Genomic DNA, 14,177 nt, shown 5'->3' on the forward strand with positions numbered 1-14,177 from the left:
CCATCTGTCACTTACATCACGAGGAGCCGCCTGATGTCCGACTTCGTACCCGGGCTCGAGGGAGTCGTCGCGTTCGAGACGGAGATCGCCGAACCGGACAAGGAGGGCGGCGCACTCCGGTACAGGGGCGTCGACATCGAGGACCTGGTCGGCCACGTCTCCTTCGGCAACGTCTGGGGCCTGCTCGTCGACGGCGCCTTCAATCCCGGCCTGCCGCCCGCCGAGCCGTTCCCCATCCCCGTGCACTCCGGCGACATCCGCGTGGACGTCCAGTCCGCCCTGGCCATGCTCGCGCCCGTCTGGGGCCTCAAACCCCTCCTCGACATCGACGCCGAGCAGGCCCGCGCCGACCTGGCCCGAGCGGCCGTCATGGCCCTGTCCTACGTCGCCCAGTCCGCCCGCGGCCAAGGCCTGCCCATGGTCCCGCAGCGGGAGATCGACAAGGCTCAGTCCGTCGTCGAGCGCTTCATGATCCGCTGGCGCGGCGAGCCGGACCCCAAGCACGTGGCGGCGGTGGACGCCTACTGGACGAGCGCCGCGGAGCACGGCATGAACGCGTCCACGTTCACGGCGAGGGTCATCGCCTCGACCGGCGCGGACGTGGCGGCGGCGCTCTCCGGCGCCGTGGGCGCGATGTCCGGCCCGCTGCACGGCGGTGCCCCCTCCCGCGTCCTCGGCATGATCGAGGAGATCGAACGCACCGGCGACGCGGAGGCCTACGTCAGGAACGCCCTCGACAAGGGTGAACGCCTCATGGGCTTCGGCCACCGCGTCTACCGCGCCGAGGACCCGAGGGCGAGGGTGCTGCGCCGCACCGCCCGCGAGCTGGGAGCCCCCCGCTTCGAGGTCGCCGAGGCCCTGGAGAAGGCGGCCCTCGCGGAACTCCACGCCCGCCGCCCCGACCGCGTGCTCGCCACGAACGTCGAGTTCTGGGCGGCCATCGTCCTGGACTTCGCCGAGGTCCCGGCCCACATGTTCACGTCCATGTTCACCTGCGCCCGCACCGCCGGCTGGTCCGCCCACATCCTGGAGCAGAAGCGCACGGGCCGCCTGGTCCGCCCCTCGGCCCGCTACGTCGGCCCCGGCACCCGCAACCCCCGGGAGATCGAGGGTTACGAGGACATCGCCCACTGACGGCGCCCCCTCCACGGCCTCACCCGGCTCCGGGTGGGGCCGTCGGTACGTCTCACCCCGCGAGCCGGTCCAGCTCCTCGCCGATGGCCTCCCGCAGCCGGTCCTGCCGAGGTCCGACCGCGTACCGCTCCTCGCTCCACCGCTCCCGCGGATAGAGCCACACGGGCAGCCGTACGAGTTCCTCGGGCTCCCAGTCGTAGCGGGGCCACACATGGGCGTGCAGGAACCCGTCGGTGTTCCCGAGAATCTCCAGATTGACCCTCCGGAATCCCGACTCCACCCGCCGGCAGGCCCGCTCGACGGCTTCCCCCAGCCGGTCCATGTCGGCCAGGAACGCCAGCCGCCCGCTCCGCGGCAGCTCCGACAACCGCCGCACCGCGGGATCATCGGTCAGCAGCACCGAGTAGCCGGGCAGGAACTGCACATCACCGATCACCGCGAACCCCGATCGCAGCCGCCGCATCACGGCGGGGTTCTCACCCCGCAGGGCGCTCCCGATCCGGTCGTCACGCCACGCACCCACCGTCATGGCCCCCTCGGGAATCCGCACAAAACGCAGACGACCCGCGAGTCTGGTTCCTCCTGGGGAGGAGCCGGCCGGACGTACCGGCGACTCGCGGGTCGGGTGACTGCTGGAGATTGGGCCGGCTGCGCGCTGCGTTCACACGCTGGTCCGGCACCGCACTGTGTGGTGACGGGCCGCTAGCCCGCAGCCACCTCACGCGTCCGGGATTCATACATCTGCCGGATCACCTCCTTTCGGTGTGAGCCCCACACTAAGAACCACGCGGTCGCCGATCAACCCATTTTCCGGGACGTTGACGCCGTCGATTCCTGGCGGATGCCCCATCCGTATCCGTCGCCCCGTTGGAGCAACCGCAGGGTCCGGTGGGAGACGTTGATCCGGCCCAGGGCGGTGGCGAGGCTGTGTTGCCCTCTGGTGCGGACCGAGACTCTCCCGGTCCATGTCCCCGCCCACTTGCCCCGGGGCACGACGGCACGCACGAGGTCTCCGGTGACGTATCCGAAGTGCTGCTTGGCGCGGGTCCTGAGCAGCCGGGGAAACCCGTATCTGTCCGGAGTGGTGCGGGCATACGAGCCGCGCCCCGTGGCTTTCGCTGTCAGCACATGGCTGGGAAACCTCACGATCCGATCGCCGGCTGCGTGATCAAGAGGTCCCACACACAGGGCGTCGAGGGTATGTGTCTTGTCCAAACGCGTGGCGAGGCGGTTCGCCTTGGTGAGCTCCCCGACCCAGGCATGCAACGGCTTACCCAGGGTGGACAGCACATCGGAGAGCTGTCGTCGCGTGGCGTTCATGGTGGCGGCGTCATCGAGTGGCGCGCTCAGCTGGGGAAGGATCGCCGCAAGGCGCTCGGCCCGATCCGCCAGGAAGATCCTGACCGGATTACTGCCTTTGGCCCTGTTGCACGGAACGCAGGCCAAGACAAGGTTGGCCACGCGGTGCGATCCTCCTCGACTGCGGGGCCTGAGATGCTCGACGTTCAGGGGCACACCCGTGACTCCGCAGTAGGCGCAGGCACCCTTCCATGTGACTCGCAAATGTCCTCGGATGGTGGTGCCCGTCAGGGGGCCTCGTTGGTGCTCGGTTCCTTTGAGGCGCCTGCCGACGCTCAGCGAGTGGGTATCGAAGGCGACGCGTTCCATGTGGATCTCTGCCACGGGCGCATGGCGGCACAGCCGGTCAGCCAGCGAAAAGGTCGTGTCGACGCGGTGCTGGACGGAGGGCGGCAGCCAGCCTGCCCGGCGAGCACGGTTGCCCGAACGCCGTGACCGATGGCGAAGGTTGGCTTTGCGCCTGCGGCGGCGGTATCCGGCGCGTTGACGCATGCCGGCGCGGATCTGATCGCCCCGGTGCTGCAGCTCAACAGAAATCAAGCCACGTCTGACGGTGACCATGGCGCCGTGATCGTCGTATTCCTCCTTCTCGTCGGTGAGGACCAGGCCGGTACCTTTGGAGCCGGGGTCGATGCGCAACTGCATTCCCTTGACTTCGGACGCGGCCCGAGTGCGGTCCTTCAGGCGGATCACGAAGGGTGCCTGCCGGACGACCACGGCCCGCCCCTTGCGCAGCAAAGCGCGGGCGCGGGCGGGGTGACAGGGCATGAGTGGTTGCCCTCTCCGCGACAGCACAAACACTCTGCTCCCGCCGATCCCGCAGTTGTACGAGCAGTCGCTCTGCTCCAGTGGGGAGCGTCACCGCTCCCGTCCTCTGCCGCCTGCGCCGTCGCGACGACGCGCTTGGCGTGACGCCGATCGGCCGCGGTGCCGCGCCCGCCGGTCTCCCCTCGCCCATGTTCCCTGCCGGTGCCCCGCGCGGCGGCGGAGTGTCCGTGAGCCGTTTCGTCCCTGCTCCCAGGGGTGTCTGCTCCCACGGATTCCAGAGCGGGCTGCTGAGGAAGCACAGCCAGGTGGGTCTGCTCGCCCACAGGAAACGTAGTCATCGGATTGCACCTCCCTGACCCGTCGGATCGTGATGACTGGGGCTGGTCACCCGACGGTCGGCGACCGGGGAGCGGGTGACCTCCTGTCTCGTGTATGCCACTGAACGTAGCGAACTGCGCAACGTTGGAGGGCACCTTGACCCGGGAAGCGCTCGCACGTGCGAAATGTTCCGATATTCCGAACGGTTGGCCGATCTTTCTGTTATCAAGCAGGCGCGGTCGGTTCTTCGCGGACGAGTTGACGATCTCCTGCCCAACGTTCATGGCATGACGACTAACGGCGACGATCGGCTGATGATCTGTCCGGCCGGACGGCCTCCGTGGCGTTGACGTGGGGATTGCCGCCGTACAACGATTCCTTCAATGTTGTGGGAACTCGGTGTGCGCTGGGTCACGTTCCAGTTGAATGATTGCAAGGAGCGAACCGACGTGCCGTACGTGCGGACGCAGCCTGCAGGGGGTCCAGGTGAGTGCTTCCCGGCGTAGTGGGACCACCGACGAGCTGGGGCCGGATGAGCCCGAGCGGGAGAACTCGGATGGTTCGGATCTGCTTGCCGCTTTGCTGGACGGGATGGACGCGGCGCTGTGCGCCTTCGACGCCGACGGTGTCGTGACGCACTGGAACCGCGAGGCGGAGCGGATCCTGGGGTGGAGCGCGGACGAGGCCGTGGGGCGGCGCGGTCTGGCCGGGTGGGCCGTACGCACCGCGGACGCCGAGGAGGTCGAGGGGCGGCTGCTGTCCGTGATGCACGCGCCCGGGCGGCAGGTGCACGAGTTCGCCCTCCTGACCAAGGACGGCGGACGGGTGCTCGTGCGGACGCAGTCGGCAGCGGTGCACGGGCCCGACGGGAAGCCGGCGGGGGTGTACTGCGCGTTCAGCGAGGTGCACGCGCAGATCGATCTGGAGCGGTCGATCGCGCTGAGCGAGGCGCTGTTCGAGGACGCCAGTTGGGGCGTCGTGCTGGTGGACGTGGATCTGCGGCCGGCCGTGGTGAACGCGCACGCGGCCCGGGCGCTGGGTACGGGGCGTACGTCGGTGCTGGGACGTCCGCTCGGCGAGCTGCTGTCGCAGGGCGTGGAGGAGCTGGAGAGCGCGCTGCAGCATGTGCTGGCGGAGGGTGCGCCGCCCGCGCCCGCCGAGGTGTGGGTGAGTGTGCGCGCGTCGGAGGGTGAGAAGCGGCGGTGCTGGCGCAGCGGCTTCCTGCGGCTGGCCTCGCCGCTCGCGGAGGAGCCCGTTCCGCTGGGTGTGGGCTGGCTGTTCCAGGACGTGACGGAGGCCAAGCAGGCCGAGCAGGAGGCGTCCCTGCTGCGGTTCCGTATGCAGCAGCTGCACCGGGCGTCACGGGCCGCGGCCGAGTGCGAGGACCCGGCGGAGGCGGCCACGGTCCACCTGGACTTCGCCCTGGCCGGTTTCGCCGACCACGCGGTGATCGACCGGGTCGTCGGCGGCGCGCTCACCGACACGCAGGCCGAGGGGCCCGTCCGGCTGGTCCGGGTGGCGGCCACGCCGTCCGGTGCGCCGGGCCCGAGCAAGCTGGCCGACCTGGCGGGCCTGCCGGTCCGCTACGCCGAGGGGCACCCGGCCCTGCAGTGCGTGGAGCGCGTGGGAGCCGTGCGCGCGAGTGCGGGTACGGCTCCGCCCGAGGCGGCCCGCGAGTGGGCCCTGGCCCGCCAGTGGCCCCCGGACGCGGTGCACGCCCTGTGCGCGGTGCTGCGCAGCCGGGGCCGGACCCTGGGTGTCGTGACGTTCCTGCGGGGCGCGGGCCGCAGCGCCTTCGAGCGTTCCGACGCGATGTACGCGGAGGACGTGGCGGTACGGATCGCGGCGTCACTCGATCTGGCGGGGTTGTCGGACGGGGAGTGAGACGGGTGCCGGCAGCGGTGCGCGGGCTGGGCGGTCCGACGAGCGGTGGAGTTCGCCGACTGTGCCGCCTCGGCCGGAGGCGCTGGAGGCGGGGGCGTCGGCCGTGGTCCGCTTTGCCGGGCCGGGCCTCGCCGGCGGCCGAGCGGTGACGGCCGCGGCCCCGGGCACGGGCGGGGCACTCGCCCCCGAGTGAGATGCGCGGGCCGTCTCGGGGCGCGGGCGGGGTGGTTGATCGGGAGTGAGATGCGCGCGCCGCTCCCGGGCACAGGCGGGCCGGCCGGTCCGGCGTGAGATGTGCCCGCCGCCCCCGGGGGCTAGTACCGGTAGAAGATCCGGTCGCGGTACTGCTCCATCACTCGGGTGTTCCAGTCGTGGCCGCCGTCGACGTTCCCGGAGCGGAGCAGGGGCGGTTCGATGCCCCGGTCGGCGAGGGTGGTGGCCGTCGTCGCCATCACGGCCTGGAGGAGGGCCGAGGTGACGACGGTGGAGGCGGGGGCGAAGGGGGCCGGGATGTCGTCGTGGGTGAGTTCCGCGTCCCCGACCGCGATCTTCGAGTCGAGGACGAGGTCGCAGTGGTCCTTCAGATACGTGCCGGAGGCGTGCCGGGACTTCGTTTCCGAGGCGTAGGCCACCGACGTCACGCCGATGACCTTCACGCCCAGGGCGCGGGCGGTCATGGCCATCTCCACGGGCAGGGCGTTGCGCCCCGACAGGGAGATGATCAGCAGGGCGTCGCCCTCGCGGAGCGGGGAGCTGTCGAGGACGGCGCTCGCGAGGCCGTCGACGCGTTCCAGGGCGGAGCCGAGCGGTGCGGGCATGACGTCGACTCCGACGACGCCCGGCACCACGAGGAGGTTCATCAGCGCGAGGCCACCGGCGCGGTAGACGAGGTCCTGCGCGGCGAGGGAGGAGTGCCCGGCGCCGAAGGCGAAGAGGCGGCCTCCGTCCGCGACGGTGTCGGCGAGGAGCGTCCCGGCCGCTGCGATGCCGTCGGCCTCCTCGTCGCGGAGCCGCTCCAGCAGGCCGATCGCGGCGTCGAGGAACTGGCCGGCCGGCGCGCGGTCGCTCATACGGGGTCCCTTCGGGCTGGCCTCGGCGGCTTGTGTCGCGCATCACGGTGCGGTCTGGACCAGTGTGGTGTCAATACGGCCGTGGGTGCCCGCGCCGAGCCGGGGGACGTGTCCGAAAGGGAAGTCCGTACCCTTGCGCCCGGCCGGGTAATCCCCGGCTTTCCCTCCCGAGGCCCGGTTGTCGGTGGTATCCGGCAGAATTGGGTGCAGGGCCAGCGCACACGCCGGTGAGCCGTCCAGCCTCCGGCAGATCTCATTCGAGGGGCACGTATGTCCGGACTGATCGACACCACGGAGATGTATCTCCGCACCATCCTCGAGCTGGAGGAAGAGGGTGTGGTCCCCATGCGCGCCCGTATCGCCGAGCGGTTGGACCAGAGCGGGCCGACCGTCAGCCAGACCGTGGCGCGCATGGAGCGTGACGGCCTGGTGTCCGTCGCCAGCGACCGGCATCTGGAGCTGACCGACGAGGGTCGCCGGCTGGCCACGCGTGTGATGCGCAAGCACCGCCTCGCCGAGTGTCTGCTCGTCGATGTGATCGGTCTGGAGTGGGAGCAGGTCCACGCGGAGGCGTGCCGCTGGGAGCACGTGATGAGCGAGGCCGTGGAGCGCCGCGTCCTGGAGCTGCTGCGGCATCCGACGGAGTCGCCGTACGGCAACCCGATCCCGGGCCTCGAGGAGCTCGGCGAGAAGGACGGCGCCGACCCGTTCCTGGACGAGGGCATGGTGTCGCTGGCCAGCCTCGACCCGGGCGCCGAGGGCAAGACGGTCGTGGTGCGCCGGATCGGCGAGCCGATCCAGACGGACGCGCAGCTGATGTACACGCTGCGGCGGGCGGGTGTGCAGCCCGGCTCGGTGGTGAGTGTGACCGAGTCGGCGGGCGGGGTGCTGGTGGGCAGCGGCGGCGAGGCGGCCGAGCTGGAGTCGGACGTCGCCTCCCACGTGTTCGTCGCCAAGCCCTGAACCGATCGCCCGCACGGCAGGGCGGGCGCCAACTGGCTTTGCGTGTGGGGTTCTTGCGGCGTTGGCGTGATCCGGACCGAATCCGGGATGCAGTCCGGCGAATGGCAGCGCTCGTACGCTTCCCGTGCGACGCTGTCGCGTGAGGCATATGACCTGAGGGGCTCTGGGCCGTGGCTCGACAGCGATGTCGCCCGGCCGGGGAGGGGGCGGGAGGATGTGCCGCGGACATGGGGAGGGCCCCGGCGCCGTGTGGCGCCGGGGCCTGTCCTCCCCTGTGCTGACCCGGAGCCCCGAGCTCTCAGGGTCATTCCCCACGGACCGGTTTCCCCGAGCGGTCCGTCCCCCGCTGAAGATCTCCCCTCGGCAGCGGCGATCAATCCCCTGGGGTGGTCACTCGAACGAGGGGTGTTGCCCGCGGGAACCCGATTCTCGAATGCGCATTCGATAGTCTGCGGGCGGCGCACGGCACACTTGCACCGACGGACAACGGCAACCAGTACGGCAGAAGGCACAGCAGGCAGAACACGGTTCACAGGACCGGACGGCTCGAGGGAGCCGTGGTCCGCGCGAAGCTTGGGGGGTGCCAGGACATGGCGCGACGCATCGACGTGACCGGGACGGGCGGCGTACGCCTGGCGGCCTGGGAGTTCGGCGACCCGCCCAAGACCGATCCGGCGCAGGACGGCCGGGGGGCGCACGACGGGCACACCGCACCGGAGGGCTCCCCGGGCGTGCTGTTACTGCACGGCCTCATGGGCCGCGCCTCGCACTGGGCGTCCACCGCCCGCTGGCTCTCCGCGCGCTACCGCGCGGTCGCCCTCGACCAGCGCGGCCACGGCCGCAGCGACAAACCACCGCAGGGCTCCTTCACACGGGACGCCTACGTCGACGACGCCGAGGCCGCCCTGGAGCAGCTGGGCCTCGCCCCGGTCGTCCTCATCGGCCACGCCATGGGCGCGCTGACCGCCTGGCAGCTCGCCGCCAAGCGTCCCGACCTGGTGCGCGGGCTGATCATCTGCGACATGCGGGCCTCCGCGCTGGGCGCCGCCTCGCAGCGCGAGTGGGGCCAGTGGTTCGAGTCCTGGCCGCTGCCCTTCGCCACGCTCGCCGACGTCCGCAAGTGGTTCGGTGAGGACGACCCCTGGGTGGAGCGGCCCAATCCGGCCCGCGGCGAGTTCTACGCCGAGGTGATGGCCGAGTCCCCGGACGGCTGGCGCCCGGTCTTCGAACCGGAGCAGATGCTCCGCTCCCGCGAGACCTGGGTCTACGACGCGCACTGGGAGGAGCTGACCCAGGTCCGCTGCCCCACCCTGGTCCTGCGCGGCCTGGACGGCGAACTGGGCCGCGCCGAGGCCCAGGAGATGGTCCGCGTCCTGCCCCGCGGCCAGTACGCGGAGGTCGCCGACGCCGGACACCTGGTGCACTACGACCAGCCGGAGGCCTGGCGCGCCGCCATCGAACCGTTCCTGGACTCGCTGACCCTCCACTGAGGCCGGCCCCCGGGCGGCGCGGGCCCCCGGGCGGCACGGGCCCCCGGGCGACGCTGGTCTCCGCGGCGCGGACGCCGGGGCGGCGTGGGCCCCGGGCGACGCCGGCCTCCGCGCGGCACGGGCCCCCCGGGCGGCGTGGGCCCCCGAGCGGCGCGGGCCTCCGGGCCGTAGGCCTCCAGGGGCCGCCTCACCCCTTGCTGACCGCCGCCAGGATCTCCGGCAGTCGCCGGGCCGTCCGCGGAGCGGCCAGTTTCAGCCCCACCGCCGTGAGCACCGCCCCGTAGACCGTGCCCGCTGGCAGCAGCAGCCACGTCCAGTCGTCGCCGTCGGCGCTCACGTTCAGCCAGATCGTGAGCGCGATGACCGGCGCGCACAGCAGGGCGGCCGCCATCATCCCGCCGAAGATGGAGATCCAGGCGAGCCCGGTCTGCCCGGGGGCGACGTTCTTGTAGCCCTCCTGCGGGATGGAGTAGGGGAAGCGGGCGGAGGTCCACGCACCGGTCGCCAGCATCGCGCCCAGCAGCGCGAAGGACAGCCCCAGTGCCTCGGGCAGCCGCCGCCAGTCGCCGAGCATGGCCGTCGTCAGGACCGTCACGAGCGTGGCGTACGGCAGGGTGATCAGCAGCAGGGCGTACGCCCGGGCGCGCAGCTCGACGTAGGCGTCACGCGGCGAGGAGATCGTCATCGCGACCATCCAGAACGCGGAGGTGTCCTGCCCGAACTGGTTGTACATCTGGATGCCGAGCATCCCGGCGGCGAAACACGCGAAGTACACCGACCCGGTGCCCTGCCAGGCGTTGAACACCGGCACGATCAGCCCGATCGCCAGCGACGTCACCCAGGCGGCCTTGGTCTTCGGGTCGCGCCACACGTACCGCAGGCTGCGCTCCATGACCGTGCCCGTGCGGCCCGCGGGCAGCAGCCGCGCGAGCCCGGTCGACGAGCGCTCCTTCGCGGCCGACTCGGCGCCCGGCAGGGTGGAGCCGTCGGGCGAGGTCATCAGCCGGGTCAGATGCCGCGACCAGAACGCGAGCAGCGCCCCCAGCGCACCCGCGGTCAGCGCCAGTTGCGCGACGGCCGGGCCGTACGAGCCCTCGCTCACCGCGTGCACGGCCCCGATCGCCGACGCGGGCGGCACCCACTGGAGCACCTCGGCGGCCGGGTCGAGTTCACCCAGCCCGGACGCCCCGAGCCGCTGCGCGCCGAAGTTGACGATCTGCGCCCCGATGGCGATGACGAGCCCGCTGAGCACCGCGAGATCCCGCCCCTTGCGGCTGGTCAGCAGTCGTACGTTGGCGACGGCGACGGCCCGCGCGAGGGCCACGCACACCAGCAGCGCCAGGACGACGGCGACGGCACCGACGGCGAACGCCGCACCGCCCCGCGCCACCGCCACCACGGACCCGACCAGCAGGCACAGCGTGAACAGCGGCCCGATACCCACCAGCGAGGCCGTGAGCAGCGCCCCCACCAGCGGTCGGGGCCGCAGCGGCAGCATCACCAGCCGGGTCGGGTCGAGGGTCTCGTCACCGCTGGGGAAGAACAGCGGCATCACCGCCCAGCCGAGCCCCAGCACCGCCAGCGCCAGCACGACCACCGACTCGGCGTGCGCGTGCCCGCGCAGCGCGATCAGGCCGATCAGCTGGAGCGCGGCGAACAGCAGGGCGAAGACGGCCGACGTGATGTAGGCGGCCTTCCTCCCGCCGGACTGCCGCAGCCCGTTGCGCAGCAGCGACAGCTTCAGCCGGACGAAGACGGGGGTGATCGCGGGGGCGCTCACCGCGCCCCGCCGCCCAGCCAGTCCAGGTCGGACCCGGCGTCCCGGCTCTGCGCGCCGACGAGTTCGAGGAACGCCCGTTGCAGCGAGGGCGCGTCCCCGCGCACCTCGGCGAGCGTGCCGGTGGCGCGGATCCGCCCGGCGGCCATGACGGCGACCCAGTCGCACAGCGACTCGACGAGCTCCATGACGTGGGAAGAGAACACGACCGTGGCGCCCGAGGCGGTGTACCGCTCCAGGACGCCCCGGATGGTCTGGGCGGAGACGGGGTCGACGCCCTCGAACGGCTCGTCCAGGAACAGTACTTCGGGATTGTGGAGGAGAGCGGTGGCGAGCCCGATCTTCTTGCGCATGCCGGTCGAGTAGTCGACGACCAGCTTGTGCTGGGCCCCGGCCAGGTCAAGGACGTCGAGGAGCTGTGTGGCCCGCTTGTCGACCTCGGCACCGGGCAGACCGCGCAACCGCCCGGTGTACGCCAGCAGTTCCCGCCCCGACAGCCGCTCGAAGAGCCGCAGCCCCTCCGGCAGCACCCCGATCCGGGCCTTCACCTCGACGGGGTCCCGCCACACGTCGTGCCCGACCACCTCGACGGTCCCGTGGTCGGGGCGGAGCAGCCCGGTCACCATCGACAAGGTGGTGGTCTTCCCGGCCCCGTTCGGCCCGACGAGCCCGATGAACTTGCCCGCGGGCAACTCGAGATCGACCCCGGCAACGGCCACCTGCTGCCCGAACCGCTTCCAGAGCCCCTGCACACGTACAGCGCTGGATCCCACCGCGCCTCCCTCCGTCACCGTGCACCCTACGGTTTCGGTGGTGCCCCAGGGGCGCGGGGAACTGCGCGATCAGCCACCGACGACCCGCAGCCGCCGACGAAGAGGAACCACGCAGACGATCAGGCGCTACCGATCCCGCCCGCACGCATAGGCCAACGGCGAGATCAACTCCTCCGCATCCGGCAGCCACCGATTCGCGGGCGTCGGCCGGCAGGCCCACTGCACAGCCCCCCGGGACCCGAACCGCGTGGGCGGCGCGGCCACATACGCCCCCTCACCCAGCACCGTCAGATCCAGCGACGACACCGACCACCCCAGCTTCCGCACCAGATCGGGCACCTTCACCCCGGCCCCCGGCAGCACGAAGAACTCCATCCGCCGATCCGGCGTGAGCGTCACCGGCCCGAGCGTCAGCTCCATCCGCTCCATCCGCGCCAGCGCGAGGAACCCCGCCGTCTCCGGCACGGAGATCGCGTCGAACGTCCGCCCCGTCGGCAGCAGGATCGACGCGGTCGGCTGCTTCTGCCACATCCGCCGCGCGACCGTCGCGCTGCCCGTGGCCTGCGTCGCCCAGTCCGGACGCGCCGGGTGCGACCCGGGTGCCGGACACACCGCGTCACCGCAGGAGCAGCGCTGGCTCCCGTCGACGGCTTCCAGCCAGGTGCCGGGGAACACGTCCCAGTGGCGCTCCTCGGCGTAGCGAACAGCGGTCTCCAGCAGCGATTCCCCGCGCTGCTTCGGGATCTGAGCGGCTTCCGTGCCGGCGATCGTCTCTTCCACGATGAACACAACTCTGGTCGTCACCAGGGGTTACGCCCGCCCGCGTGCGCGGGGGAGAGCATCGCCCCTGTTCCCGGGGCGCATGGGTGCATGTGCGGGGGCGCGCAGGAGGAACCGGGGCCCGAGCTGGGTAGCCACGAGTGGGGCCGGCAGCAGTCGTTACCCCGGCATTCCTCACATGCCTCGCATTTTCGCCTGGTCGGCGGGGCATTGATCTTCACGGCCGGATCTTTTCGCTGGGACGTGAGGGGTTCGGCCGCGGAAGACACGTCAACTCGGTGCGTGGGCAGGCACCGCAGCCACAGGGGGTACGCCATGGCCGCAAGGCCGCTCGTCGCCAGGCAGCCGAACGAACGGCTCCAGGCGCTCATCCAGGAAGCCGGATGCTCCAACGCCGGCCTGGCCCGCCGGGTCAACATGTGCGGTGCCGAGCACGGCCTCGACCTGCGCTACGACAAGACGTCGGTGGCGCGCTGGCTGCGCGGGCAGCAGCCACGGGGCAGGGCCCCGGCGATCATCGCCGAGGCCCTGGGCCGCAAACTCGGCCGGACCGTCACCATCGACGAGATCGGCATGGCCAACGGCAAGAACCTCGCCTCGGGCGTGGGCCTCCAGTTCTCGCCGACGGTACTGGGGGCCATCGAGCAGGTCTGCGAGCTGTGGCGCAGCGACGTGGGGCGGCGGGACTTCCTGTCCGGCTCCTCCGTCGCCGCGTCCGCGCTGGTCGAGCCCAGCCGTGACTGGCTGATCTCCTCGCCCGACCCGCAGGTGTCGCGTTCGGCGGGGCCGCGGGTGGGGCAGTCCGACGTGCAGGCGGTCCAGGCCATGACGCAGGCGCTGGTGGACCTCGACCACCAGTACGGCAGCGGGCATGTGCGGCCGGTCGTCGTGCACTACCTCAACAGCGTGGTCTCCGGGCTGCTGGCCGGGTCGTACCGGGAGGCGGTCGGGCGGGACCTGTTCGCCGCGGTGGCCCGGCTGACGGAGCTCGCCGGTTACATGGCCGTCGACACGGGGCAACCCGGCCTGGCCCAGCGCTACTACATCCAGGCGCTGCGGCTGGCGCAGGCCGCCGGGGACCGCGGCTACGGCGGGTACGTCCTCGCCGCCTCGATGAGCCATCTCGCCGCGCAGCTCGGAAACCCACGGGAGATCGCGCAGTTGGCGAGGGCGGCGCAGGAGGGGGCGCGGGGGCGCGTGTCGCCGCGGGCGGAGTCGATGTTCCTGGCGGCGGAGGCGCGCGGGCACGCCCTCATGGGCGACGTGCGCGCCGCGCAGTCCTCGGCGGGGCGCGCGGTGAGCGCCCTGGAGGCGGCCGACCCGGCGGCGGGGGACGACCCGGTGTGGATCGCGCACTTCGACGAGGCGTATCTGGCCGACGAGTTGGCCCACTGCCACCGGGACCTCGGGCAGGCCGAGGCGGCGGCCCGGTGTGCGCAGGAGTCGCTGGCCGGGCATCCCGAGACGCGGGCGCGCAGGCGGGCCATCGGCTATGTCCTCTTGGCCACGGCGCAGGTGCAGCAGCGCGAGATCGAAGAGGCGTGCGCCACAGGCATGAAGGCCGTGGAACTGCTGGAGGGGCTGCGCTCCAACCGGGGCGCCGAGTACCTGGAGGACTTCCAGCAGCGGCTGGAGCCGTACCGGGACGAGGCGGTGGTAAGGGAGTTCGGGGCGCGGCTCGACCTGCAGGCGGCCGCGTGAACACAGGGTCTGCGGGTGCGTGAACGTGCGGGAAACGGCGGGTCGGCGCGCGGGAGGTGACAGGAAAGGCGCGCCGTGAGCCGGGGGTGTTACCGCGCTCACAGGGCATGGGGTCGCGCCCTGTGCTGCGTGGCACGGGGCTCTGGGGACCCGGTAGCGT

The 14,177-nt window shown here is 71.9% G+C and carries 11 protein-coding genes; 5 read left to right on the forward strand and 6 right to left on the reverse strand.

The window, feature by feature from the left end; all coding sequences use genetic code 11:
• Positions 1-33 precede the first annotated feature (33 nt).
• On the forward strand, positions 34-1,134 hold the full coding sequence (locus BJ965_RS21445) for a citrate synthase 2 (RefSeq protein WP_184910130.1): 1,101 nt from the start codon (positions 34-36) through the stop codon (positions 1,132-1,134).
• A 52-nt stretch (positions 1,135-1,186) separates the two neighbouring features.
• On the opposite strand, the gene BJ965_RS21450 is transcribed toward BJ965_RS21445, so the two are convergent.
• Both BJ965_RS21450 and iscB read right to left on the reverse strand, forming a co-directional pair.
• On the reverse strand, positions 1,187-1,663 hold the full coding sequence (locus BJ965_RS21450) for an HIT family protein (RefSeq protein ID WP_184910133.1): 477 nt from the start codon (positions 1,661-1,663) through the stop codon (positions 1,187-1,189).
• A 269-nt stretch (positions 1,664-1,932) separates the two neighbouring features.
• Positions 1,933-3,294, reverse strand: coding sequence for an RNA-guided endonuclease IscB (iscB, locus tag BJ965_RS21455; protein ID WP_184910134.1), 1,362 nt, complete (start codon positions 3,292-3,294; stop codon positions 1,933-1,935).
• 771 nt (positions 3,295-4,065) lie between these two features.
• Between iscB and BJ965_RS21460 the strand changes: the two genes are divergently transcribed.
• Positions 4,066-5,463 carry a PAS domain-containing protein gene (locus BJ965_RS21460; RefSeq protein WP_376777932.1) on the forward strand — a complete coding sequence of 466 codons (1,398 nt, stop codon included), beginning with the start codon at positions 4,066-4,068 and terminating at the stop codon, positions 5,461-5,463.
• Between the two features lie 314 nt (positions 5,464-5,777).
• Here the strand turns inward: BJ965_RS21460 and BJ965_RS21465 are convergent, their stop codons facing one another.
• Positions 5,778-6,533 (reverse strand): SIS domain-containing protein, encoded by a 756-nt coding sequence (locus tag BJ965_RS21465; RefSeq protein WP_184910138.1) that lies wholly within the window; start codon positions 6,531-6,533, stop codon positions 5,778-5,780.
• Positions 6,534-6,803: 270 nt separating this feature from the next.
• Between BJ965_RS21465 and BJ965_RS21470 the strand changes: the two genes are divergently transcribed.
• A complete protein-coding gene (locus tag BJ965_RS21470; protein WP_010035781.1) occupies positions 6,804-7,496 on the forward strand; it encodes a metal-dependent transcriptional regulator in 693 nt (230 codons plus the stop codon).
• Positions 7,497-8,086: 590 nt separating this feature from the next.
• A complete protein-coding gene (locus tag BJ965_RS21475; protein WP_184910140.1) occupies positions 8,087-8,986 on the forward strand; it encodes an alpha/beta fold hydrolase in 900 nt (299 codons plus the stop codon).
• A gap of 187 nt (positions 8,987-9,173) precedes the next feature.
• On the opposite strand, the gene BJ965_RS21480 is transcribed toward BJ965_RS21475, so the two are convergent.
• From BJ965_RS21480 to BJ965_RS21490, 3 genes are all read right to left on the reverse strand, one after another.
• The gene (locus BJ965_RS21480) at positions 9,174-10,766 is read right to left on the reverse strand and encodes a transporter (RefSeq protein WP_184910141.1); all 1,593 of its coding nucleotides are present in this window, start codon (positions 10,764-10,766) and stop codon (positions 9,174-9,176) included.
• The gene (locus BJ965_RS21485) at positions 10,763-11,554 is read right to left on the reverse strand and encodes an ABC transporter ATP-binding protein (RefSeq protein ID WP_037832989.1); all 792 of its coding nucleotides are present in this window, start codon (positions 11,552-11,554) and stop codon (positions 10,763-10,765) included. The genes BJ965_RS21480 and BJ965_RS21485 overlap by 4 nt, the downstream gene beginning before the upstream one ends.
• 108 nt (positions 11,555-11,662) lie before the next feature.
• Positions 11,663-12,325, reverse strand: coding sequence for a bifunctional DNA primase/polymerase (locus BJ965_RS21490; protein ID WP_184917406.1), 663 nt, complete (start codon positions 12,323-12,325; stop codon positions 11,663-11,665).
• Between the two features lie 306 nt (positions 12,326-12,631).
• Here BJ965_RS21490 and BJ965_RS21495 point away from each other — a divergent pair, with 306 nt between their 5' ends.
• Positions 12,632-14,017: a transcriptional regulator gene (locus BJ965_RS21495; RefSeq protein ID WP_184910142.1), complete on the forward strand. Its 1,386-nt coding sequence runs from the start codon at positions 12,632-12,634 to the stop codon at positions 14,015-14,017.
• Positions 14,018-14,177 lie beyond the last annotated feature (160 nt).

This window comes from Streptomyces luteogriseus, from assembly GCF_014205055.1.
Taxonomy (GTDB): domain Bacteria; phylum Actinomycetota; class Actinomycetes; order Streptomycetales; family Streptomycetaceae; genus Streptomyces; species Streptomyces luteogriseus.